At 37.2% G+C, this 20,550-nt stretch carries 22 protein-coding genes and 1 pseudogene; 6 read left to right on the top strand and 17 right to left on the bottom strand.

The features are described 5' to 3' along the window. Positions 1 to 69: 69 nt before the first annotated feature. The 13 genes and pseudogenes from ssp1_RS00445 to ssp1_RS00385 all read right to left on the bottom strand — a co-directional run bounded on the left by ssp1_RS00445 (position 70) and on the right by ssp1_RS00385 (position 11,257). Positions 70 to 159 (bottom strand): type I toxin-antitoxin system Fst family toxin, encoded by a 90-nt coding sequence (locus ssp1_RS00445; protein WP_428848729.1) that lies wholly within the window; start codon positions 157 to 159, stop codon positions 70 to 72. 52 nt (positions 160 to 211) lie between these two features. Next, positions 212 to 283: pseudogene (locus ssp1_RS00440) on the bottom strand (type I toxin-antitoxin system Fst family toxin); the annotation flags it as partial. Positions 284 to 418: 135 nt separating this feature from the next. Beyond that, positions 419 to 1,597, bottom strand: a complete 1,179-nt coding sequence (gene cntE, locus ssp1_RS00435; RefSeq protein ID WP_118828058.1) for a staphylopine family metallophore export MFS transporter CntE — start codon at positions 1,595 to 1,597, stop codon at positions 419 to 421. Between the two features lie 11 nt (positions 1,598 to 1,608). Beyond that, positions 1,609 to 2,358, bottom strand: coding sequence for an ABC transporter ATP-binding protein (locus ssp1_RS00430; RefSeq protein WP_075777758.1), 750 nt, complete (start codon positions 2,356 to 2,358; stop codon positions 1,609 to 1,611). Further along, the gene (gene cntD, locus ssp1_RS00425) at positions 2,351 to 3,166 is read right to left on the bottom strand and encodes a staphylopine uptake ABC transporter ATP-binding protein CntD (RefSeq protein ID WP_075777757.1); all 816 of its coding nucleotides are present in this window, start codon (positions 3,164 to 3,166) and stop codon (positions 2,351 to 2,353) included. Before cntD ends, ssp1_RS00430 begins: the two co-directional genes overlap by 8 nt. Then, positions 3,163 to 4,032: a staphylopine uptake ABC transporter permease subunit CntC gene (gene cntC / locus ssp1_RS00420; RefSeq protein ID WP_075777756.1), complete on the bottom strand. Its 870-nt coding sequence runs from the start codon at positions 4,030 to 4,032 to the stop codon at positions 3,163 to 3,165. Before cntC ends, cntD begins: the two co-directional genes overlap by 4 nt. Next, positions 4,029 to 4,964 carry a nickel/cobalt ABC transporter permease gene (gene opp1B, locus ssp1_RS00415; RefSeq protein ID WP_075777755.1) on the bottom strand — a complete coding sequence of 312 codons (936 nt, stop codon included), beginning with the start codon at positions 4,962 to 4,964 and terminating at the stop codon, positions 4,029 to 4,031. Before opp1B ends, cntC begins: the two co-directional genes overlap by 4 nt. Positions 4,965 to 4,976: 12 nt before the next feature. Then, the gene (cntA, locus tag ssp1_RS00410) at positions 4,977 to 6,575 is read right to left on the bottom strand and encodes a staphylopine-dependent metal ABC transporter substrate-binding lipoprotein (RefSeq protein WP_075777754.1); all 1,599 of its coding nucleotides are present in this window, start codon (positions 6,573 to 6,575) and stop codon (positions 4,977 to 4,979) included. Positions 6,576 to 6,636: 61 nt separating this feature from the next. After that, positions 6,637 to 7,935, bottom strand: a complete 1,299-nt coding sequence (gene cntM / locus ssp1_RS00405; protein WP_075777753.1) for a staphylopine biosynthesis dehydrogenase — start codon at positions 7,933 to 7,935, stop codon at positions 6,637 to 6,639. Next, complete coding sequence (gene cntL, locus ssp1_RS00400) at positions 7,928 to 8,743, bottom strand: staphylopine biosynthesis enzyme CntL (RefSeq protein ID WP_075777752.1); 816 nt, start codon at positions 8,741 to 8,743, stop codon at positions 7,928 to 7,930. The genes cntM and cntL overlap by 8 nt, the downstream gene beginning before the upstream one ends. After that, entirely contained in the window at positions 8,743 to 9,582 is an 840-nt protein-coding gene (gene cntK / locus ssp1_RS00395) for a histidine racemase CntK (RefSeq protein WP_075777751.1), read from the bottom strand. The genes cntL and cntK overlap by 1 nt, the downstream gene beginning before the upstream one ends. A 286-nt stretch (positions 9,583 to 9,868) precedes the next feature. Next, complete coding sequence (locus ssp1_RS00390; protein WP_171970100.1) at positions 9,869 to 10,441, bottom strand: TetR/AcrR family transcriptional regulator; 573 nt, start codon at positions 10,439 to 10,441, stop codon at positions 9,869 to 9,871. 30 nt (positions 10,442 to 10,471) lie between these two features. Beyond that, positions 10,472 to 11,257, bottom strand: coding sequence for an arylamine N-acetyltransferase family protein (locus ssp1_RS00385; protein WP_075777749.1), 786 nt, complete (start codon positions 11,255 to 11,257; stop codon positions 10,472 to 10,474). A 135-nt stretch (positions 11,258 to 11,392) separates the two neighbouring features. On the opposite strand from ssp1_RS00385, the gene ssp1_RS00380 reads away from it, so the two are divergent. The 3 genes from ssp1_RS00380 to ssp1_RS00370 all read left to right on the top strand — a co-directional run bounded on the left by ssp1_RS00380 (position 11,393) and on the right by ssp1_RS00370 (position 14,241). Further along, positions 11,393 to 12,814 (top strand): MDR family MFS transporter, encoded by a 1,422-nt coding sequence (locus tag ssp1_RS00380; RefSeq protein ID WP_075777748.1) that lies wholly within the window; start codon positions 11,393 to 11,395, stop codon positions 12,812 to 12,814. A gap of 20 nt (positions 12,815 to 12,834) precedes the next feature. Continuing rightward, complete coding sequence (locus ssp1_RS00375; protein WP_023374382.1) at positions 12,835 to 13,206, top strand: DoxX family protein; 372 nt, start codon at positions 12,835 to 12,837, stop codon at positions 13,204 to 13,206. Positions 13,207 to 13,272: 66 nt separating this feature from the next. Then, positions 13,273 to 14,241 carry an amidohydrolase family protein gene (locus ssp1_RS00370; protein ID WP_075777747.1) on the top strand — a complete coding sequence of 323 codons (969 nt, stop codon included), beginning with the start codon at positions 13,273 to 13,275 and terminating at the stop codon, positions 14,239 to 14,241. A gap of 182 nt (positions 14,242 to 14,423) precedes the next feature. Here ssp1_RS00370 and rbsK read toward each other — a convergent pair whose 3' ends face one another. From rbsK to rbsR, 4 genes are all read right to left on the bottom strand, one after another. Then, positions 14,424 to 15,335 carry a ribokinase gene (rbsK, locus tag ssp1_RS00365; protein ID WP_075777746.1) on the bottom strand — a complete coding sequence of 304 codons (912 nt, stop codon included), beginning with the start codon at positions 15,333 to 15,335 and terminating at the stop codon, positions 14,424 to 14,426. A 23-nt stretch (positions 15,336 to 15,358) separates the two neighbouring features. Continuing rightward, entirely contained in the window at positions 15,359 to 15,763 is a 405-nt protein-coding gene (rbsD, locus tag ssp1_RS00360) for a D-ribose pyranase (RefSeq protein ID WP_002467333.1), read from the bottom strand. Between the two features lie 18 nt (positions 15,764 to 15,781). After that, positions 15,782 to 16,663, bottom strand: a complete 882-nt coding sequence (gene rbsU, locus ssp1_RS00355) for a ribose/proton symporter RbsU (RefSeq protein WP_118828056.1) — start codon at positions 16,661 to 16,663, stop codon at positions 15,782 to 15,784. 181 nt (positions 16,664 to 16,844) lie between these two features. Further along, complete coding sequence (gene rbsR, locus ssp1_RS00350) at positions 16,845 to 17,834, bottom strand: ribose utilization transcriptional repressor RbsR (RefSeq protein WP_075777745.1); 990 nt, start codon at positions 17,832 to 17,834, stop codon at positions 16,845 to 16,847. 321 nt (positions 17,835 to 18,155) lie between these two features. On the opposite strand from rbsR, the gene ssp1_RS00345 reads away from it, so the two are divergent. From ssp1_RS00345 to ssp1_RS11970, 3 genes are read left to right on the top strand one after another with little or no spacing between them, the layout of a single operon-like run. Beyond that, entirely contained in the window at positions 18,156 to 19,304 is a 1,149-nt protein-coding gene (locus tag ssp1_RS00345; RefSeq protein ID WP_075777744.1) for an FAD-dependent oxidoreductase, read from the top strand. Positions 19,305 to 19,350: 46 nt separating this feature from the next. After that, complete coding sequence (locus tag ssp1_RS11975; protein ID WP_240328890.1) at positions 19,351 to 19,629, top strand: FAD-dependent oxidoreductase; 279 nt, start codon at positions 19,351 to 19,353, stop codon at positions 19,627 to 19,629. Beyond that, positions 19,602 to 20,504, top strand: coding sequence for an FAD-dependent oxidoreductase (locus ssp1_RS11970; protein WP_342669753.1), 903 nt, complete (start codon positions 19,602 to 19,604; stop codon positions 20,502 to 20,504). Before ssp1_RS11975 ends, ssp1_RS11970 begins: the two co-directional genes overlap by 28 nt. Positions 20,505 to 20,550 lie beyond the last annotated feature (46 nt).

Raw genomic sequence — 20,550 nt, 5'->3', positions numbered from 1 at the left:
GCTTAAAATGCACCACCCCCCTTACTATTGCCGTAGTAAGGGGGTTTTATTGTGCTGGTTACAAATCGTCTATTTATTCTTATTGTTTCTAGTATGTAACCAGTATGTAAATACTGAAACAATGCAGCCACTTATTATAGTGACAATGGTACTTACAATAAATGTTATTGTTGCAACACTAAAGCCTTGGCTATTGAATCTTTAGTGTTGACTACTTGTCATCCTTTTTATCATTGCGATTACGTAGCCAATGCTTAAATATCGCAACAATACAACCACTGATGTCTGCGAGTATATACATCGCAATATACAAGTCCCCCTTACTCGAATAAAGTAAGGGGGATGCTAATTCATCGCTTTACATTCACTTATTTTCTAACTTCCAAATCACTTTCCATAAACTCAACACTGTCGACAATTACTTTTGTCGTACACTTTTTAATGCGCTCATTAACATCATAACTACAACCAGCATACCGCAAATGGTATACATCCAGCTAAATCCTACTAAATCGGATATAGGCCCCATCAAGCTACCGCCTAATGAGACACCTAAATCTGCACAGGCTATAAATAATCCTAGTAGCATATTTCGACCTGCTTTGGGTAAAACGAAGCTCAAATATGACGTAAGTGTCGGATATACTAAAGCTTGTGTGGCACCAATCAATATTCCACTACTGTAGAATATAAGTACGTGTATATGTGGCCCTATGGCTACAAGCATCGATGCAATGACAAGTAGCATCAAAACACTGACCATATAAACCGGATGCCATATACCATCTGAAGGAATGTATTTACGTAAATAAATACGTGCTAACACGACAGCTATAGCTTGAATGGTTAGGAAGATTCCGGCATCTGCAAACCCCAATTTGACTGTGTATAACGGCACAAAGGTACTCACTGCACCAAAGACAATTGATACTACAATCATAATGAGTCCGCTATTAAATAATTCTTTATTTTTAAAGAATTGTGCAAAGACTGTGACTGCATTAAATGGCAATGGTTCAACCTTCTTATGCGTGTCAGGTTCTTCACTAGCAAAGGTGACACGAGAACCGAAGAATGTCGTTGTTAAGGCAATCGCAATCATCACTATAGCAAATATTGCTATGCGATCTAAATGCCAAATGCCTACTGCAATAAGTGGTCCAACCAAATTAGGTATTGTAGAGAATAATGAATATAGTGACACACCTTCTGATCGATGTTCTTCAGGTAAAGCATCTATAATACCTAATTGTAGTGACATTGAGAAGAATGCCGTACACACACCTTGCATCACTCTGGCTATGAAATAGCCTTCTAATCCAGTCAGTCCATATAGTATTAACGCACAAGCATTAATCAATAAAATAATACGTAATACTTTGATAGGTCCGACACGGGCAATAATTTGGCCTGCCCACGGACGAAAGACCATTGCTGTTAACATGTAAGCACCCATCACAATACCAATGGTTGTGTTGGTTGCCCCTAAATCATGTCCTCTTAATGGAATGAATACATTTAATATGGCATTCGCACTAAAAAACATGAGTGTGAGTATATATAATCTTAGAAATGGCCAAGCCATGGCACCTTTCATTGTCTCACTCCTTAGAATGATAGTTGTTTGTCTATCAATGCTTGGGTATAAGCATTGGTTGTTGTATGTAAATCACGTGTTGCGATTTGTTCTTCAATTTGACCGTCTTTAAAAATAACTAAACGATCACACAGATATGTAGCGGCTTGAATATCGTGTGTAATAAAGATATAGCTTAAATGATGTGTATGCTTTAACCGCTTCAACAAATCTAATATTTGTGTTTGTATCGACATATCTAGCGCACTGATTGCTTCATCGAACAAGATATAAGTTGGGTTAATACATATCGCTCTAGCAATAGCAACCCGTTGTGCTTCGCCACCTGATAACATATTGGGATATTTATCTAGAAAATCTTCTGATAATCCCACTTCTTCTAATAGTGTCTTAGCTGCTACTTCCATCTCATCAGTGCTTTGTTTATCACATTGACACATCACTTCAAATAGAATATCTCGCACAGTTTGAAATGGATGAAGTGAAGAGGTGTAATCTTGGAATACGGCGCCAATTTGATGACGTCTGACCTTCTTCTTGTACATCGGTTGGTCATTTAATGTCACTGTACCTTTATCTGGCCTTTCAATCCCTAATATCATGCGACTCAATGTCGATTTACCACTACCACTTTCACCGATAATAGCTATCGCTTCATCTACAGGGCAGTCTAAACTCACATCTTTAATAATCGGTTTAGGTTTAGGTCCCCACAAACTACGCTTGCCGTAATGTTTTTCAACATGATTGATTTTAATCATGGCTATCACCTCGCATGACACGTTGAAAATGGTCATTTACTTTTTGTTTCGTCGATAATAAATATTGCGTATACCTGTGATGTGGATGATGTAAAACCGCTTCTGTTGTTCCTTCTTCGACTAATTGCCCTTCTTTCATAACAATGACACGATCAGCCACTTTATGAATGACGGTTAAATCATGTGAAATGAATATCATCGCGCAATCAAAATGTTGTTTAATATCTTCGAATGCTTCTAACACATCAAACTGATTAATCGTATCTAATGCTGTGGTGGGTTCATCTGCAATAATCAATTTAGGCTTTAATGCCAAAGCTAATGCAATCATCAATCGTTGCAACATCCCACCTGATAACATATATGGATAAGACGCCAAAATCGTTTGCGGGTCTGTTAAATTCATATAGGTCATATAGTCAATCAATATTTGTTCAATCTCTGGTGTCGATAATGACGTATGTACCTGCATGGTTTCTATCATTTGTTTTCCGACTTTGGTAGATGGGTCAAAGGCACGTGCACCTTGTTGCATGACCATCGCAATCGCTTGTCCTCTGTATTGGCGTAATTGCCTTTCTGATAATGCTAACAAGTTATGACCGTCAAAATGGACTTTCCCTGTAACCTTGAGACGACTTGGATTAAGCCCTACTAATGCCTTACATGTCATCGACTTACCACTACCACTTTCACCAATAATTCCTAATGTCTCACCACGCTTAACATGGAAGTTAATATCATCGACAAGTGTTGTATCTGTCCATTCATCGCGAATCGTTAACTGTTGAACTGTTAATAAGGTCATTCATGCATCACACCTTTCTTAACTGCACGCATTTTCTCTTTAGAAGAGATACGTGGATCCATCGCTACTTGTAATGCATCTGATAAGAAGTTAAAGGCCATGACGATAATGACTATGACGATACCTGTCGTGACCATCATTTCAGGATGAGTGAACATCACTTTACGTGCTTCATTCAACATCATGCCCCATTCTGCAGTCGGTGCCTTTACACCTAAACCTAAAAATGAGAACCCTGACATTTGCAATATCATCGAGCACATAGCACTACTGGAAATAATTGCGATATCTCCTAAAGTTAACGGTAAAATATGTTTGCGAATGATTGTAAAATCACTCATGCCAATCGTTTTAGCAAATTTGACATGATCAGCTGACGTGTACTGCATCACACTCGTACGTATGACACGACAGAACCACGCCCAACGTGTGAGTATAAAAGCTAAAATGATATTTTCCACACCCATACCAAATAATGTAATTAAAGCCAAAGTCACTACATAACTTGGAAATGCTAGCATCACATCACAACATCGCATAATCAGTGCATCAATATAACCCCGGAAATATCCGGAAATAAACCCCAGTATGGCACCAATCACAACTGATATGACTAATGCGATTGAGACATAGAGTAAACTTGGTCGAATAGCGTAAATCAATCGCGTCAATACATCGCGACCCAAATGATCGGTACCCAACCAATGTGTCGCACTTATACCTGCAAATTTATGTGCCGTGTCAATATGATTCGGCTCATGAAAGGTAATCACTGGCGCTAGGAATCCGAGCAAGAAATATGTCGCGATAATCACTAACGCAATGACTGCTCCTCTATCTTGTAATAATCGTTTTACAATCATCATCGTGATGCCTCCCTTAATCTAGGATTTAAAAGCGCATTGATGATATCGGCTAATGTATTAAAGATGATGAATAACACCGCCACGATTAACACATACGTTTGTACTACTGGAAAGTCATGCTCAACAATCGCTTTAATACTCAGCTGTCCTAATCCCGGCCACGCAAACACATTTTCAATAACGACAAGGCCGCCCATAATCATTGGTATCGACATACAGAAGATAGACACTGCCACTTGTAATGCATTTCGTAAAACATGTCGCAATAAGGTCATGGTCTTTACACCACTTGCTTTTAAATAGAGGACATAATCTTCATTAAGTTGTTCAATCATGGCACGTCTCACATTTCTGAAGTAAATACCTGCATAGGTCATCGTGATTACAATAACTGGTAATACGTAACTTTCTGGGCCTGTTAATCCAGATGTTGGCAATAGATTTAACTTTACTGATACATAAATAATGAGCATGGATGCGACCCAATACGAAGGTAAGGCCGTTAAAAAGAATGCGACAGAACGAATCACACGATCTGTACGTTGTCCTCTCGTCAAGGCACTTACCACACCGAGACATATGGATGTCACCATGACTGATACACTTGAAATCAATGTTAATTTCAGTGTATTCACAAATGCAGGTCCGATACGTTCTGATACTGGATCGCCTGTAATATAACTCGTCCCAAATTTAAACTGAACGGCTTGTTGCAGCCAATCCTTATATTGAACAAGAATCGGTGCATCGAGCCCATACTTTTCTTTTGTCTCAGCTATTAATTGCGGTGTCACATTCGGTGTACCTTGCGCATGTAAAATGGTTACCGCTGGATCTTCATTCGTTAGATACGTCATCATAAATGTCATAAAACTCACTACAATCAGTAACGGAAACATGAGTGCAATACGTTTTATTATTAATTTGAACATTGAGACGCTCCTTTATTTATATTGCATTTCGTTAAATGGTAATTCGTATTGTGATTGAGTAAATGACACATTTTTCAGATCTTTAGGTGCAACGACAGTCATACTGCCATGTGAAATAGGTATAAATACACCTTCGTCATCCACTTGTTTTAAGATTTGTTGATAAGCTTTAGAACGTGCTTTTTCATCTTTCATCTTGAATGCCTCATCGATATCGTTATATAACTTTGTCTTATCTTTAATACCTGAGGTAGCACTTTCATAGCCTGTTTTAGATTTAAAGGCTGCAATGGTACTTTGTGGATCGTATAATAATCCCCATGTCTGATTGAACATTAAATCATAATCGCCTGATGTACGACGTTCTGCAATCTTATCTGACGTTTCTCCATTGATATTTAATTTGATGCCAACCTTTTTAAATTCAGCTTCTAAAAATTCAGCTTGTTCTTTCTGACTTGTAGAACCTTTGTCATAGTACATCGTCATCGCTAAATCTTTACCATCTTTTTGACGAATTTGTTTGTCTTGATTCATTTTCCAACCGGCTTGATCTAATAGCTTTTCAGCTTTCTTCGTATCGAATTGACGTGTTGGCATATTGAAGTTAATATCTGTGACATTCTTCGCAAAGAGCTGCGTTGCTGGTTTCTCTTGGCCATCTAAAATGTCTTTCGCGATTTTGTCTCTATCAACCATATGTCCAATGACTTGTCTGACTGACTTATCACTGGCAGCACTGCCTTTGTTACCGGCATTGGCAACAATCATTTTCGTATTCATAGGTTGGCTACGTTTAACGTTGTAATCGCCTGTCTCTTTAAGTTGTTTTAAACTATCTTTATCTAAGCTATCTGTACCACGGTCGTCTGTAAAAGCAAAGTTGGTTTCACCTTTCTTCATTGATAAGAATGCTGTTTCGCCAGCTGGTTTCACTTTGGCTTCTACTTTATTTAATTTAGCCCTTTCACCCCAATAGTGTTGGTTTTTATTAAATGTAGCCGACTCGTCTTTCTTATGTTCGCCCATTTTAAACGGACCTGTACCATCAAATGCTTTGACACCATCTTTCGTTGTACCGTGCTTGAAGTCTTTAGGAGATACAAAGACATAAGGACGAGGCATTGCTAATTCAGCTAATGCTGGTTGATAGGCTTCTTTTAAGTGAATCTGTACAGTATAGTCATCTTTCACTTTGACATCATCGATTAATGTGGAGATTTTTAACCATGAATGTAATTTTTTATTTTGTTGCACAGCATCAATATTTTTCTTTACTGCCTCTGCGTTAAATTTCGTACCGTCATGGAATTTGACGTCATCTCTTAGATGGAAAGTATAGGTCTTACCGTCTTTTGAGATATCCCATTTCTTAGCTAATAATGGTTTAATTCCATCTTTCGTATTGCGTACTAACGGTTCATAGATCATGCTTTCCGCTGACATAGATCCTCCGTAAACATGGGGATTCATGTCTCCAATATCCTTAACTGTTGTATAAGATAAAGTCTTCTGTTCTTTCTTATCTTCTAATCCCTTGTTGCCACCGCATCCTGTTAATATGATTCCAGAAGCTAGTAAAACTGCACTCATTTTTGTTAGTTTATTCATTATTTTTCCTCTTTCTATATGGATTGAAAAATGTGTTGCCATGTCTCAAACGACATACGAATTACTTATTTGAACTGTTTGCTAAATACGTTGTGACTAGTGATATATCTTCTTCAAAATCATCAAGGTTAAATTGTGACGACACAGATTGTTGTGGGTGCTCGATTTGATAACGTTCGCAATAGCCGACGTATCGATGTAATAACGTATCGATCATTGGTGTCGACACACCTAATGCTTTTCCAATTGCTTGTATGACCGTCGTACGATAATAGTCTTCACTTGGCATCCTTGGTATATGAACGACACCTTGTTCATTTTGATAAAGTGACTTGAATGGTACCGCCGAAAAGTCAAAATAACGTCCATCTTTATCTGGCTTGGAAAATGGATCAATTAAGATTGCCGTATACCTGACGTAAAGTAGGTATTCTTGATGTATAGCAGGTAACTCTTCGAATTGATGGATATCCGACTCACTTAATGTTTCTGAACGTACGGGATAGTTTTCCTTAACCATAAACTTCAAAAGATTGACGGAGGGCACACTTAATTTCTGTAATATCGTCATCATTTCCTGCCACATTTGACGCATTTCTCGAATTAAAGTCATCGTGATAGGCCCTTCTGGAAATAATTTGTAGACATATACCGGTACCTCAGTCCCTTGGAATATCGCCTTTAATGCAAAGTCATTCATAAATAATGGTGGGTGAACGTATAACGAACTATTATGTATCTCGGCTTGTAAGGGTGTGTCCATCACGGCAAGTTGAATGTGTAATGATTCAAACCAAGTTTGTAATTGTGGAATCAACTGGGATGATGGCTTGTTAGATCCAACGAATAATTTCGATTTCACAGCCGTTGTTAATACACGATGTGGTTGAGACGTGTCAACCACTCGCGTATCTCCTAAATAAGTTGAAAATGAAATAACTTCAACATCAGTATTGATGTCTACCAATAATTGCTCAATCAACATATGTGAACCAAATGTTGGTGATACTAATATAATGTGTTTCACATGTTGTAATATCGTAGGTGCCAACTGCTGTAGCATCGGTCGATAAGCATCTGCAGTACATGCCAAAATGATGGTGTCATAGCTTTGGTCAATCTGTTGAATATCTTGATAAAAATGACGTATTTGAAACTGACCAGAAAATTGATGATGTGTATCATTCTGTGTGGTAACTGTGAATGTACCTGCTTGTTGGTAGCTTTGATAGACATCCAATGATTTCTTTGAAGTTGCTGCTCTACCAACCATGTCGATACGATCTTCCGATACACGGTCACATAATTGAGCAAGTTGAATAGCGACAGGCCCGCTTCCAATAATCAAGATGTTAGACATAAGTAATCCCTTCCTTTGATGACGCCTTTTGATAGAGTGCCACATCAAATATTTGGTTGGGTTGAACGAGTTGATGTACACATTGCCATTGGTCTGACGCCGTAGGTTGAGATGGATAATTAAAGATGGCCTTCATCCCATCTCCATAACGCATAGCGACCACTACATGGTCATTAGTTAACTCAAATAATTGCGCTAAAATATCATATTTAACTGGAATCGTAGAACTAAATATAATATGTGTTACCTCGTTAATATCAGGCAACTGATCTACAGTTTGATTAGATATTTGGATATCTTCATTAGGCGCCAACACATTGACCACACGTTGGCCTAAATCAACTGCCTGCGGATCAATGTCAATACCAATGACTGAGGCACCAGTTTCTTTAGCTACTTGAATTAATGTCATTGGATACGCGCCCGATCCAACGAGTAGTAACTTGTCCTCTTTACCAATATGACACTGTCCAAACTCCTCATCGATACAGTGTTCTATGTTGTCAAAGTAACCTGACGTAGACGCCTTACCGTCTAATAATCGTCTTGCTCTAATCATCTCAACTTGTTTCACACATTGCGCAGTGATATCTTGCAGTTGTTGTGTGATTAGTTGTTTACGTGGTTCGTCATGCCATAAATCATATTGTTGTTGATATGTTGGATTTAATATCAACTGACTATAGTCATCAACTAATGATTCTAATGCGTCAATCGAATTTGGATCACTAAGAACATGTTGGTATCGTGCTTCGAATTGTTCTAAATATTGTTGTAAAAGTGTTTCTATCTTTATATTTGAATGCATCAATGGGTCATCGTCTCCTCTTCTATATAAGCTTGTCCTCTAGCAACAGTTGATACACGACCTTTAATAGAGGTGCGATATCCGTCTTCAGAACAATATGCAGATGTAACTGAAATACTGCCACCTGGTTGATAAACGATGTAATCTTCGCATGACCGTTGACTTTGATAATTGTTAAATACACCAATCGAAGCTGCACCAGAACCACAACTATTTTCCCAAATCAGACTCTTTACTTCTGGTATGAATATTAACGGGTGTAAATATTGATCTTGAACATTAAACAACATGACACCAATGGTTTTATACTGTTCATCCCATTGTTGTTCACGCACAAATTGTGCCACTTGTTGTTTGAATGTTGCTGTGATCTCTTCGATTGGGATCACATAATGTACGTATGATTCGTATGTAATCTTGATCGCTTGCCACATATGCTGTGCAATGTGTAAATAATCAGTTGTGACGTATTGTGCTTGTGGCATCCCTACCTCATACTGCTGGTGACCATGGATAGTACAAGGCACTAAATCATCACAACCAGATACATTCAAATGACATTGTTGTGCCGTTAATCGTTGATGTTCTTGTAAATAATGCATGTATGACATGGTCGCATTACCACAAAATTCATTTCCGCTCATTACTAATCGACAATCATCCCCATGATTTAGATTGTTAGATTCAATAAATCCCACTTGCTCACAACATACATGTGTCGACGCCATTAATTGATTCGCAATCTTGGCATAGTCGCTTGGATGGTGTTGTGAATGAACAAGTATGGTCATATTCCCTGACGGATTATACTTGGAAAATTCAATCACTTGTCGATTCATACGACGCTCCTTAATGTTGTATATTCTTTTGAATTTTTGATGGATAGGTTGTTTTTCAAATCAACCTATCCTAATTCTCAAAACAATTGCACAAAACAAATCGTAACGGTTACGATTTAAAGAAGATAATATACGAGTAGAATCATATTGTCAATATAAATGATAATTATTTTCATTTAATACATCGTGAATGGGAATGTGTTGATATAAAAGTGGGGTGGTAAAGCATTCTATATATAACAAAAGCTTGTTCAACTGATCATACTATCAGCGAACAAGCTTTTGTCTATCCTATAAATATATCTAATAAGCGGCTTAAAAATTGGTCTTTAGTCAGTTGTTGGTCATGTTTGGCAAAGTAATAGAAATCTGATGAAAATGAGTTCAGCATCAAATTAATCTTAAACTCTAAATCTTGGGTCTGCTGTTGACTAGTGAACTGGTCTTTAATCAACTCTTTCAGTTGCTCGTAGAATGGAATATTAATCATTGACTGGTGTTGAGAATTAGATTTCTCAATAAAGTTGAGGACTTTAAAATTTGCCTCTTTTAAATCTAAATAAATAGATAAAATGCCATATATTTTATCTCTCACAGTCGCATCATGATGTTGATGAAGAAACGTATCCATCGCATCAAACATATCATGAACCTTTTCATCCATCATCGCTTGGCATAGTAACGATTTACTTTCAAAGTGACGATACAAAGTCCCTACACCTACGCCCGCTTTCTTTGCGATTTCCGACATATTCATCTCACTAATATCTTCACCTTGTGCTAATAATTGGGTCGTTGTCTGTAAGATGATTGCTTTGTTATGCGTTGCATCACTACGCTTTTTCCGTTGATTAGTCATCTTATCCCCTTCCAAATGATGTGCTCCCTTTTATGGTTCTAATCTATTAATTTTAACATCTAAATTGAATTCTTCTTTTAAAAATTGACGATAATTTTGACTTGTCACATCATATTTTTCTTTATCGCGTTGTTTTGTTAACGTTAAATTATTTTGAGACATTGTCGCACGACCATATGATTTAGGCATTGTAACGAGCAGACGTTTAACAAATGTAGAGTTAGGACTAGTTTGATTGTATTCAATATTATAGTCAAAATCATGAATGTCTCTAGGTTCTAACTCAGCTTCGTATTCTGTATCCCACTCATTGTCTTTCCATTTTTGAATGTAGAATAAGTTATCATTTACATAAATGGCACGATATTCTCCGTTAATATCCTCAATGATGGCATCACTATCTTGATTATTAATTGGCATAGCACTTATTGGCAAGTCACCATAACCGACATCAGCGACATAATTGACACCATCAATCGGCACGATTAATGACATATGAGAGCCTTTAAGACTACGTCCGCCCCCTGGTGTATGAATAGTTGCAGATACCATATTTGCTGTGAAGCCTTTTGCTTCTAAGTACGCTTTGAAGAAATGATTCATTTCATAACAGAAACCACCACGTTGGTGATTAACGATTTTTTCATAGATATCATCTACTTCTACTGATATTCTCACACCATTTTGAACATCTATATTTTCAAAAGGCACTGTTAACATATATCGTTTTAAATAATAATTTAATGCTTCTAAGCTTGGTTCATTATATTTATTTGGATCTATATTTAAATATTTTTCAAGACCTTCAATATTCATTACTAAGCATCTCCTTTTTACTTTTTCGTTTTTTAACACTATCTATATTATATCGAATCCATAAATTTGACAAACGGAACGCATTCCGAATAAAATAAGTGATAGTCGATTCCATTTAAGAAAAGAGGTGAACTTATGACTCAGACACAACCTTCACATTTAAATTTAAAACAACGTAATTTAATGATTGCGGTCATGATGATTGGTGCTTTCATCGGTGTGTTAAACCAAACGTTACTTACAACGATATTGCCAGAGGTCATGAAGGACTTTGCGATATCTAGTAGTACAGCACAGTGGTTAACGACCATCTTTATGTTAGTGAATGGTATTATGATTCCTGTCACAGCCTACTTAATTGAGCGATTTTCATTACGTACATTATTCTTTACGGCTGCGACCTGTTTAATACTTGGTTCTTTAATCTGTATGTTGGGTGTTACGTTCCCACTATTATTAGTTGGGCGTAGTATTCAAGCGTTAGGTGCAGGTATTTTAATGCCATTGTCTCAAACACTATTATTTATTATTTTTCCTGTTGAAAAACGTGGTATGGCAATGGGTATCTTCGGCCTTGTCATCGGCTTTGCACCTGCGATTGGTCCTACAGCAGCAGGTTGGTTCATCCACCTATTTGATTGGCGCTACCTATTTTTAGTCGTGCTCTTAATTAGTGTGGTTGACGCTATTTTCGGCTTTTTATATTTGAAAAATATTACCGAGACACAACAACCATCGTTAGATATCTTGTCAGTTATCATGTCTACACTAGGATTTGGTGGTTTACTTTACGGCTTTAGTTCAGCCGGTAACCTTGGTTGGTCCCACCCAGCTGTTTACATTACGATCATCATTGCCATCATTATACTTGCGTTATTCATACGTCGTCAGTTGAAACTTACGTCTCCTTTACTCGAATTTAGAGTATTTAAATACCGTAGTTTCACCATTTCGATGACTTTAATTGTATTAATGTTTGTACTATTTATTGGTAATTTGACTATTTTACCTATTTACATGCAAACCATGATGCATTGGTCACCTTTAGAATCTGGACTTATCTTACTACCTGGCGGACTCGTCATGGGCTTGTTGTCGCCAGTCACTGGTAAATTTTACGACCGTGTTGGCGGCCGAAGTTTAAGTATCACTGGCATGTTATTGATTATGATAGGTGCCTTATTCATGGCACAGTTCAATCCACAAACATCAGCATTGTATGTCATTGTGACATTCTCAATCTTGATGTTAGGTAATTCTATGATTATGACGCCAATGACTACACAAGCATTAAACGCTTTACCTGTATCCTTGATTGCACATGGAACGGCAATGAATAATACAATCCGCCAAATTTCAGCAGCTATTGGTACGGGTATACTTGTGACACTGATGACTGGTTTCGGTCACCTTTCACCATTACACGGTGCAGCCGGTCTTATTCAGGGTCTAGATATGACATTTTATATCGTTGCCTTTGTGGCATTGATAGGTGCATTCATTGCACTCTTCTCAGAAAAAAACAATCAAAAGCAACACACTAAAACTTTAAAATAACTTAATAGGAGGTGTTAAGCATGTTATTAAGACATGTTATTAACGCATACGTAGGAAAAGAAATTTTTAAAAGTAGTTTACCAAAAGTAAAAAATGATGATGCTATGGCACAACAATTTAAAGAAGGATTTGGATTATCACGTCGTTCAATGCGATTAGCAGGATTATTCGAATTTGTAGGTTCTATCTTTTTATTTAGTTCAATTTTAGGCAAACTTGGCCAAAAATTAGTCGTTGTGGGTACTTTAATGATCAACATTGTGATGGGGACAGCAATCTACAATCACTATAAAGCAGGACATGGTCACCAAGGGGCCAAAGCCGCTTCTAAATTCTTTATGTTAAATGTTCTTAGCTTAATCGAAGTTTTAAGTTTAAATCGTCGTCAATAAAAGATTATATTTTTTAAAACTGGATAAATATTTAATATAGTCATTTAATTAAAGGAGGACAATCATATGTCAAATGCAAAAGCGATTGATACACATGCACATTTATGGAATGAAGACTATTTAGAGAAATTAGGCAAATTAGGTAGTCAAGGTACTGAGGTTGCTAAAGGGATTAATCAATCTGCCTCTAAAGAAGATTTAGACAAGCGCTTTAAAATGATGGACGATGCTGGCGTTGATATGCAAATCATTTCTGCCACACCACAATCACCACAATGGGGTACAAAAGAAGAAGCACATCAAAGTGCACAAGAGATTAACGATTTATATGAATCATTGGTTCAACAATACCCAGACCGTTTCTTAGCATATGGTGCAGTGTCACTTCCATATGTCGATCAAGCTATTAAAGAAGCGCAAGAACTACTTAAAAAAGATGCCTTTGTGGGTATTGCGATTCCAACTATTGTAAAAGATAAAGTGTCAGTGGCCGATAAACAATTCGAACCTTTCTTCGAAGCTATGAACGAATTAAACGCAACACTTTATATTCATCCAACTGGTTGCGGTGCCCAAAGTCCACTCGTGAACGACTATCAATTAGAATGGGTAATTGGTGCACCATTAGAATCTACATTCATTACGTTACAATTAATTAAAAATGAGATTCCACAAAAATATCCTAATATCAAATTCCATATTTCACACTTAGGTGGTGCTTTACCATTCTTCATGACTCGTATTAAAGACAATTATGAAGATTGGAATGCCTTTAACATTGATCCATATGAAGTATTAAATCGCCAATTTTGGTATGATACTGCTAATTTCCATGAACCTTCTTTAATCAATACCCTTGATACATTCGGTAAGGATAAGCTCATGATGGGGTCAGACTTCCCTTACTTCCAAGACGAGAAATATACACGTGGTGTTGACTATATTAAAAACAGTAATATTGATCCAGACACGATTGACGGCATTTTAAGAGGTAATGCTATTGAGTTTTATCAGTTAAACCATCACCACTCTTAATACAATTACTTTAGTGGATAACGTAGCGATACATTTTGCGATTAAATTCAAATATAAATGAAACAATCCCTTTTGATAGATAGTCGATTCGATATGACTATGCTACCAAAAGGGATGATTTATGCTTTTGTACTAAAGAATCCCATTCCAACTGAAACTAGCTGGAATGGGATTTATCATATCTATGATTGAACTTCTTCTGCTAATGGTATAGAAGCTTGTGCACCTGACTTTTGAACTGTTAGTGATGCGGCTTTATTGGCAAAGTCGATAGCCTCAACTAAATTACGATCTTTCATATTAAAGCGGCTAACAAAGGCACCGATAAACGTATCGCCTGCTGCTGTTGTATCAATAGCTTTTACTTTTTGCGCTGGTACTAGTCCTGAATCATTTTCAACTGCATAGTACGTACCTTGTTCACCTAATGTTATAATCACAACTTTGGCACCTAAACCTAAGAAGTAATCTGCATTTTGTGCCATTGATTTTTCATCTGTGACGGGTACGCCTGATAATATTTCAGCTTCAAATTCATTCGGTATAATCACGTCGATTAATTCTAATAACTCTTGGGGAATCTCATTGGCTGGTGCGGGATTTAAGACGGTCGTCACACCTGCCGCTCTCGCAACTTTAAATGCTTCTATAATTGCCGGAACTGGTACTTCTAATTGTGCCACAATGAAATCTGCATCGACAATTGCTGCTTTCGCACTTTTCACATCGTCTGGTGTCATCGACATATTTGCACCACCATAGACATAAATCGTATTTTGACCTTGTGCATCCACAGTAATAAAGGCTTGGCCAGTCTTTTCTGTTTCGGATTCTAAAATATAGTCCATATTCATACCTGCTGCTTTAAAATCTTCAAACATAAATTGTGCTAATCCATCATTGCCCACTTTGGAAATGAATGTCGTATCAGCTTTCATACGTGCCGTTGCAATGGCTTGGTTTGCCCCTTTACCGCCACCATATGATTTTTGTGCCTCTTCTACATGTAATGTTTCCCCTGGTTTAGCGTAGCGCTCAACTGTTAAAAATTGATCCACATTGGTAGATCCTAGAATAACGACTTTATTTGTCATAATCATGTCCCCATTTCTATATGTTAAAATGTCACGTTTGATTCCAAAATAATGTTAGAAAATGGCGTAATTTCACCTGTACGAATGTTACCTTTATTTAATGGATGACTTAAATATGCTTTCATTTCACTGTGTGGAATAAATTCAATTTCAACGTCATCATCAATTAATGCTTTGATTTGTTTTAATTGAGTTGCATTATTTGTTTTAATTTCTTCAGCTAAATAGATTTTTTGAATTTTCATTTCTGATAATACTGTTTCTAATACATCAATAAATCTAGGTAATTCTTTCGTTACTGCTAAATCAATTCTTCTATCGTCATTAGGAATAGGCATGCCTGCATCATTGACAGTTAATAAGTCATAGTGTCCGATTGTCGCAATGGCTTTAGATACATGACTATTGAGTAATGCTGTTTTCTTCATTTATATCACTCCAGTTGATTATTTTATAAATACTGTAACTGTCGCAGCTACTAAGATGAGAACTAATCCGATCACTGTGACTAACATTTCTTTAGATGTTTTACGTTGATTTAAGAAGTAAATACCAGTTAATGTCGCAAGTACTACAGATGTTTGTGATAATACGAAACCAGTCGCTAAACCGTTCATATTAGGTTGCGCAGAAATGAGATACGTCAATGCTGCAAAGGCAAAGAAGAAACCAGAAATAATTTGTAACCATGTCACTTTATTAGTAAATGGATTACCATTTTTCATTTTCATTAGTCCGTAGATAACTGCAACAATCACCATACCAATCGCTTGTGGTAAGAAGGCTGCTTTACCACCGATATCTGTTGCTTGTGGTGCTGCTGAATATAACCAATAACCAATTTCACCAATGATTAAAATCACTACCGCTTTACGTAATAAGTTTTTATTTGTAGCTTCAGGGTGTTCACTCCAAACTGTCATCCAAGCACCAATCAAGATAACTACTAACGCTAAAAAGCCGATGATTTTATTTGTAACACCAGGCCAGTTACCTAATGCAAAGACGCCCCAAAGTGATGCCCCTAATAATTGGAAGGCCGTTGTAACTGGCATTGCACGTGATGACCCTACATATTCAAATGCTTTAAATGTCATAATTTGACCGAAACTCCAACCAGCTCCTGATAATAATGCAAAGAACAAATCCATACCTGTTGGGAAGCCATGGCCTGTGGAGATAAAGAATACAAAGGCAAAGATTAACGTCCCGACTGTAGCACCTATAATTTGGTTAACTGTTTTACCACCAAATTTGGATGCAATCGTTGGAAATAGACCCCAACCGATTAATGGCCCTAAACCAATTAACAATGCAACTAAATTCATGATTCAACACCTCTATTGATATATTTTTTATCTGTTGCGTTTAGTAAAACGTTTTACTAAATTATAGCACTTCTATTTGTAAATGTATACGCTTTCTTAAACACGATAAAAAAGCCATACTTATCAATGACTGATTGTATGGCTTGTATGTATACATCACTATTTAATTTTGGGGCAATCTTTATAATTGTCGTGTCGTTTCTCGTTGAATCAATTGAGTAGGCAGTTCTACTCTTTTATTTTCATGTAGTCTGCCATTGATTTTATCGGTAATTAATTGCAACGAGATATGAACAATGTCATCGACCGATTGGGCAATAGTTGTGAGTGCTGGTGTCATATAACCTGCCATGTCTATATCATCATAGCCAACAACCGACAAATCATCCGGTACTGATTTACCACATTCTGTTAAACCACGTATGCATCCAATCGCTAATTCATCATTTATCGCAAAGACACCCGTAACATGATGCTCAAACAGTTTTGTAGCAATGTCACGTCCCCCCGCTTTAGACAATTCAGTACAAATTCTGACAGGGGCTGGCAACTGATGACTTTGACACGTATGTTCAAATCCCTTCACTCGATCTTTCATATTAGCCATCAGCTCGTGAGGTTGAATAATCGCTAACTGTTGATGTCCCAAATCGATAAGATGTCGGGCGGCAGTCTGACCCCCCTCTATTTCATTGGTTCTAATAATATCGGTATAACCTTGGTCTTCACTTTGATCTAGTAAGACATATGGTACATGATGTTTACTAAGATAATCATTTAATTGATGTGGATCATTCACATATCGTCCGATAACGAGACCATCTATGCCACGTTCTACAAGATGTTGAATATTATCTTTGAAGTCTGTACTTGATGTTGCTATAAAACATAGATCAACGTCATCTGCTTTACAATCATCCATTCTTTGCATCATCGCAGAGAAGAATGGATTGGTTAAGTTAGGCAAGACAACACCTATTAACTTTCTTGTTTGGCCTCTGAGTTGTTGGGCATTTTTATTGGGAATATAGCCTAAACGGTCTTTCGCTAATAATACCTTTTGAATGGTTTCTTTAGAGAACCTTGTTTCATTTTGATTTAAAATGTGCGACACCGTCGTTACTGATACGCCCGCTTCTTTCGCCACATCTTTAATTGATACTCGTTTCATACGTCCTTACCCCTTACTGACACGTCCTATATCACAATATATTGCTTACATCTTATCACTAAACAGAGTAGCTGAATAGACTTATATCCTCTTGACTCTACTCTAATAAACGATACATATATCATTCCATAATGACCACCGCTTTATTAAATAACCAAAAATCATTGTTCTACATTTTCAAACAATATGTTGATTTTCCTACAATGATGTTTAACTTGTTTGTTGTATCTATAACATCAGTCTCTTTATAATGTACAAGACATTTTATATATTTTGATTTTTCTTTTGAAAACAAAATCATTTTTTAAAGAGAGGTAAATTATGACGAATTTTAATAAACAAGAACCAGTCACAATTATCGGTGCGGGGATGGGAGGACTCATCTTAGCGCGCGTACTTTACTTAAACCATATTCCTGTAGTCATATATGAAGGTGAAGCTTCAGCAAATGTAAGAACACAAGGTGGAAAGTTAGATATCCATGAACGTGATGGTCAAATTGCTCTTGAAATAGCAAATTTAACAGAAGCCTTTCAAGCTATTATTCAAGATGGCGGCGAAGCATCTCGAGTAATTAATCAAGAAGGCCGTATTCTCCTAGATAATCCTGATGATGGTACTCACGGTCGACCTGAAGTACTACGAGGTGATTTACGTGACATTTTACTTAACGCATTACCTGACCATATGATTCAATGGAACAAAAAATTGAAGTCTGTCACTACACTTTCCGAAGGGTACTATGAATTGTCATTTGAAGATGGCACAACAACTACGACACATATGCTCGTAGGAGCAGATGGTGCTTTCTCTAAAGTGAGACCAATCTTATCAGAGGCTCAACCTGAGTATACTGGTGTAGCTTCAGTTGAAACTTATCTTTATAATGTTGATGAAAAATATTCGGATACAGCAGCAATGGTTGGTGATGGTGCTATGTATGCACTCGCACCCGGTAAAGGGCTTCAAGCACATCGTGAACCCAATCAGGTTATTCATACCTATGTCACTTTACAACGTTCAAAGGAATGGTTTAATCAAATCAACTTTAACGATACTCAACATGTAATTAAGCATATCGAATCAGAGTTTGATGGATGGCCTGAATCATTAACAGCACTCATCAATCAAACAGAACGTCAGCCTGTGTTACGTAAAGTCTATGCATTGCCAATAGGGCATCGCTGGAATCCAATGAAAGGCGTCACATTGATTGGTGATGCAGCTCATTTAATGCCACCTGCAGGAGAAGGTGCTAATTTAGCGATGTACGATGGCGCCATGTTAGGACAAGCAATTGCAAACCACCCAAACGATATCAATCAAGCCATTGCAAGTTATGAAAAAGACATGTTTCCACGAAGTGAAAAGGCTGCAGCACATGCAGACCAATTCTTAGATATCTTATTAGGAGAGAACACACCATATCAATTAGCCGAAATCTTAACTGAAACACTTGATGGAAAATAAATATAGCTATTTTAGATTCATTAATTAAAAAAGAAAAGGAATGAATATGATGTCTCAAACTGAAAGCAATCACATTACAATTATCGGTGCGGGGCTTGGTGGACTTACACTTGCCCGCGTACTGCAATTAAATTCTATCCCAGTGACAATTTACGAAAAAGAACCTTCAGCTGAATCACGCACGCAAGGTGGGCAGTTAGACATCCATGAACGTGACGGTCAAATCGCATTACAAAGAGCCGGGCTTTTCGACCAATTCCAATCAATTATCCATGATGGCGGTGCAGCTGCTAAAGTATTGATAAAGACGGCAATACTATTGTAGATATCCCAGATTATGGTAATCATGGACGCCCTGAAGTACTTCGCGGTGACTTACGACAAATACTACTCCAATCACTTAAACCGAATACCATCCAATGGGATAAAAAATTAACAGACATTCAAAGTTTAGAGCACGGCCAACACCGACTTTCCTTTGCTGATGGAACAACGGTAACAACCCAAATCCTTGTCGGCGCAGATGGTACTTTCTCTAAGATACGTCCTTTAGTCTCTGATGCTAAACCTCAATACGTAGGTACATCATTAATTGAAACGTATTTATATGATGTAGACAATCAACATCCTTCCGCAGCCAATATAGTAGGTCAAGGCGCTATGTATGCTCTTGCACCTGGTAAAGGGATCCAAGCACATCGCGAACCAGGAAATGTCATTCACACTTATATTGCTTTAAGACAAACAGAGGCAGAATTAGATCAAATTGATTTTAATAATTCTAACGTTGCACTTAAACAATTAGCTGATCAATTTGACCAATGGCACAATGACTTATTAGCACTGATCACTGAAAGTGAAAAAGGTCCAATTCTACGTAAAATACATGCCTTACCTGTAGGTCATCAATGGGATCGTGTACCTGGAGTTACGATTTTAGGTGATGCAGCACATGTCATGACACCAGCTGGTGAAGGTGCTAATTTAGCGATGTTTGACGGATCCGAATTAGCACAAGCAATTATTGAACATCCTAATGATATTGAAACAGCATTCGCACAATATGAACAAGCTTTATTCCCACGTAGTGAAAAAGCTGCTGCAAGAGCCGACCAAATGTTAGGCAAACATTTAAGTGATCGTTCACCGTATGACTTTGCGGAGGTTCTTTCTAATAAGGAATTAGATGGCACAAATTAAAATAATATAAAAAGGAGCGTTCCAATTGGAAGGCTCCTTTGTTAGC

The sequence above is a fragment of the Staphylococcus sp. M0911 genome (genome assembly GCF_003491325.1).
GTDB lineage: Bacteria > Bacillota > Bacilli > Staphylococcales > Staphylococcaceae > Staphylococcus > Staphylococcus warneri_A.
The sequence above is the reverse complement of the archived record's forward strand: the minus strand, read 5'-3'. Positions and strand labels throughout refer to the sequence as shown.

Coding starts and splice junctions, on each gene's coding strand:
- ssp1_RS00390 (WP_171970100.1), bottom strand. CDS start 10,441: ATGACTAATCAACGGAAAAAGCGTAGTGATGCAACGCATAACAAAGCA.
- cntL (WP_075777752.1), bottom strand. CDS start 8,743: ATGCATTCAAATATAAAGATAGAAACACTTTTACAACAATATTTAGAA.
- ssp1_RS11975 (WP_240328890.1), top strand. CDS start 19,351: ATGATGTCTCAAACTGAAAGCAATCACATTACAATTATCGGTGCGGGG.
- ssp1_RS00380 (WP_075777748.1), top strand. CDS start 11,393: ATGACTCAGACACAACCTTCACATTTAAATTTAAAACAACGTAATTTA.
- rbsK (WP_075777746.1), bottom strand. CDS start 15,335: ATGACAAATAAAGTCGTTATTCTAGGATCTACCAATGTGGATCAATTT.
- rbsU (WP_118828056.1), bottom strand. CDS start 16,663: ATGAATTTAGTTGCATTGTTAATTGGTTTAGGGCCATTAATCGGTTGG.
- rbsR (WP_075777745.1), bottom strand. CDS start 17,834: ATGAAACGAGTATCAATTAAAGATGTGGCGAAAGAAGCGGGCGTATCA.
- cntC (WP_075777756.1), bottom strand. CDS start 4,032: ATGATGATTGTAAAACGATTATTACAAGATAGAGGAGCAGTCATTGCG.
- rbsD (WP_002467333.1), bottom strand. CDS start 15,763: ATGAAGAAAACAGCATTACTCAATAGTCATGTATCTAAAGCCATTGCG.
- cntE (WP_118828058.1), bottom strand. CDS start 1,597: ATGAAAGGTGCCATGGCTTGGCCATTTCTAAGATTATATATACTCACA.
- cntM (WP_075777753.1), bottom strand. CDS start 7,935: ATGTCTAACATCTTGATTATTGGAAGCGGGCCTGTCGCTATTCAACTT.
- ssp1_RS00385 (WP_075777749.1), bottom strand. CDS start 11,257: ATGAATATTGAAGGTCTTGAAAAATATTTAAATATAGATCCAAATAAA.
- opp1B (WP_075777755.1), bottom strand. CDS start 4,964: ATGTTCAAATTAATAATAAAACGTATTGCACTCATGTTTCCGTTACTG.
- cntK (WP_075777751.1), bottom strand. CDS start 9,582: ATGAATCGACAAGTGATTGAATTTTCCAAGTATAATCCGTCAGGGAAT.
- cntA (WP_075777754.1), bottom strand. CDS start 6,575: ATGAATAAACTAACAAAAATGAGTGCAGTTTTACTAGCTTCTGGAATC.
- ssp1_RS00345 (WP_075777744.1), top strand. CDS start 18,156: ATGACGAATTTTAATAAACAAGAACCAGTCACAATTATCGGTGCGGGG.
- ssp1_RS00370 (WP_075777747.1), top strand. CDS start 13,273: ATGTCAAATGCAAAAGCGATTGATACACATGCACATTTATGGAATGAA.
- ssp1_RS00375 (WP_023374382.1), top strand. CDS start 12,835: ATGTTATTAAGACATGTTATTAACGCATACGTAGGAAAAGAAATTTTT.
- cntD (WP_075777757.1), bottom strand. CDS start 3,166: ATGACCTTATTAACAGTTCAACAGTTAACGATTCGCGATGAATGGACA.
- ssp1_RS00430 (WP_075777758.1), bottom strand. CDS start 2,358: ATGATTAAAATCAATCATGTTGAAAAACATTACGGCAAGCGTAGTTTG.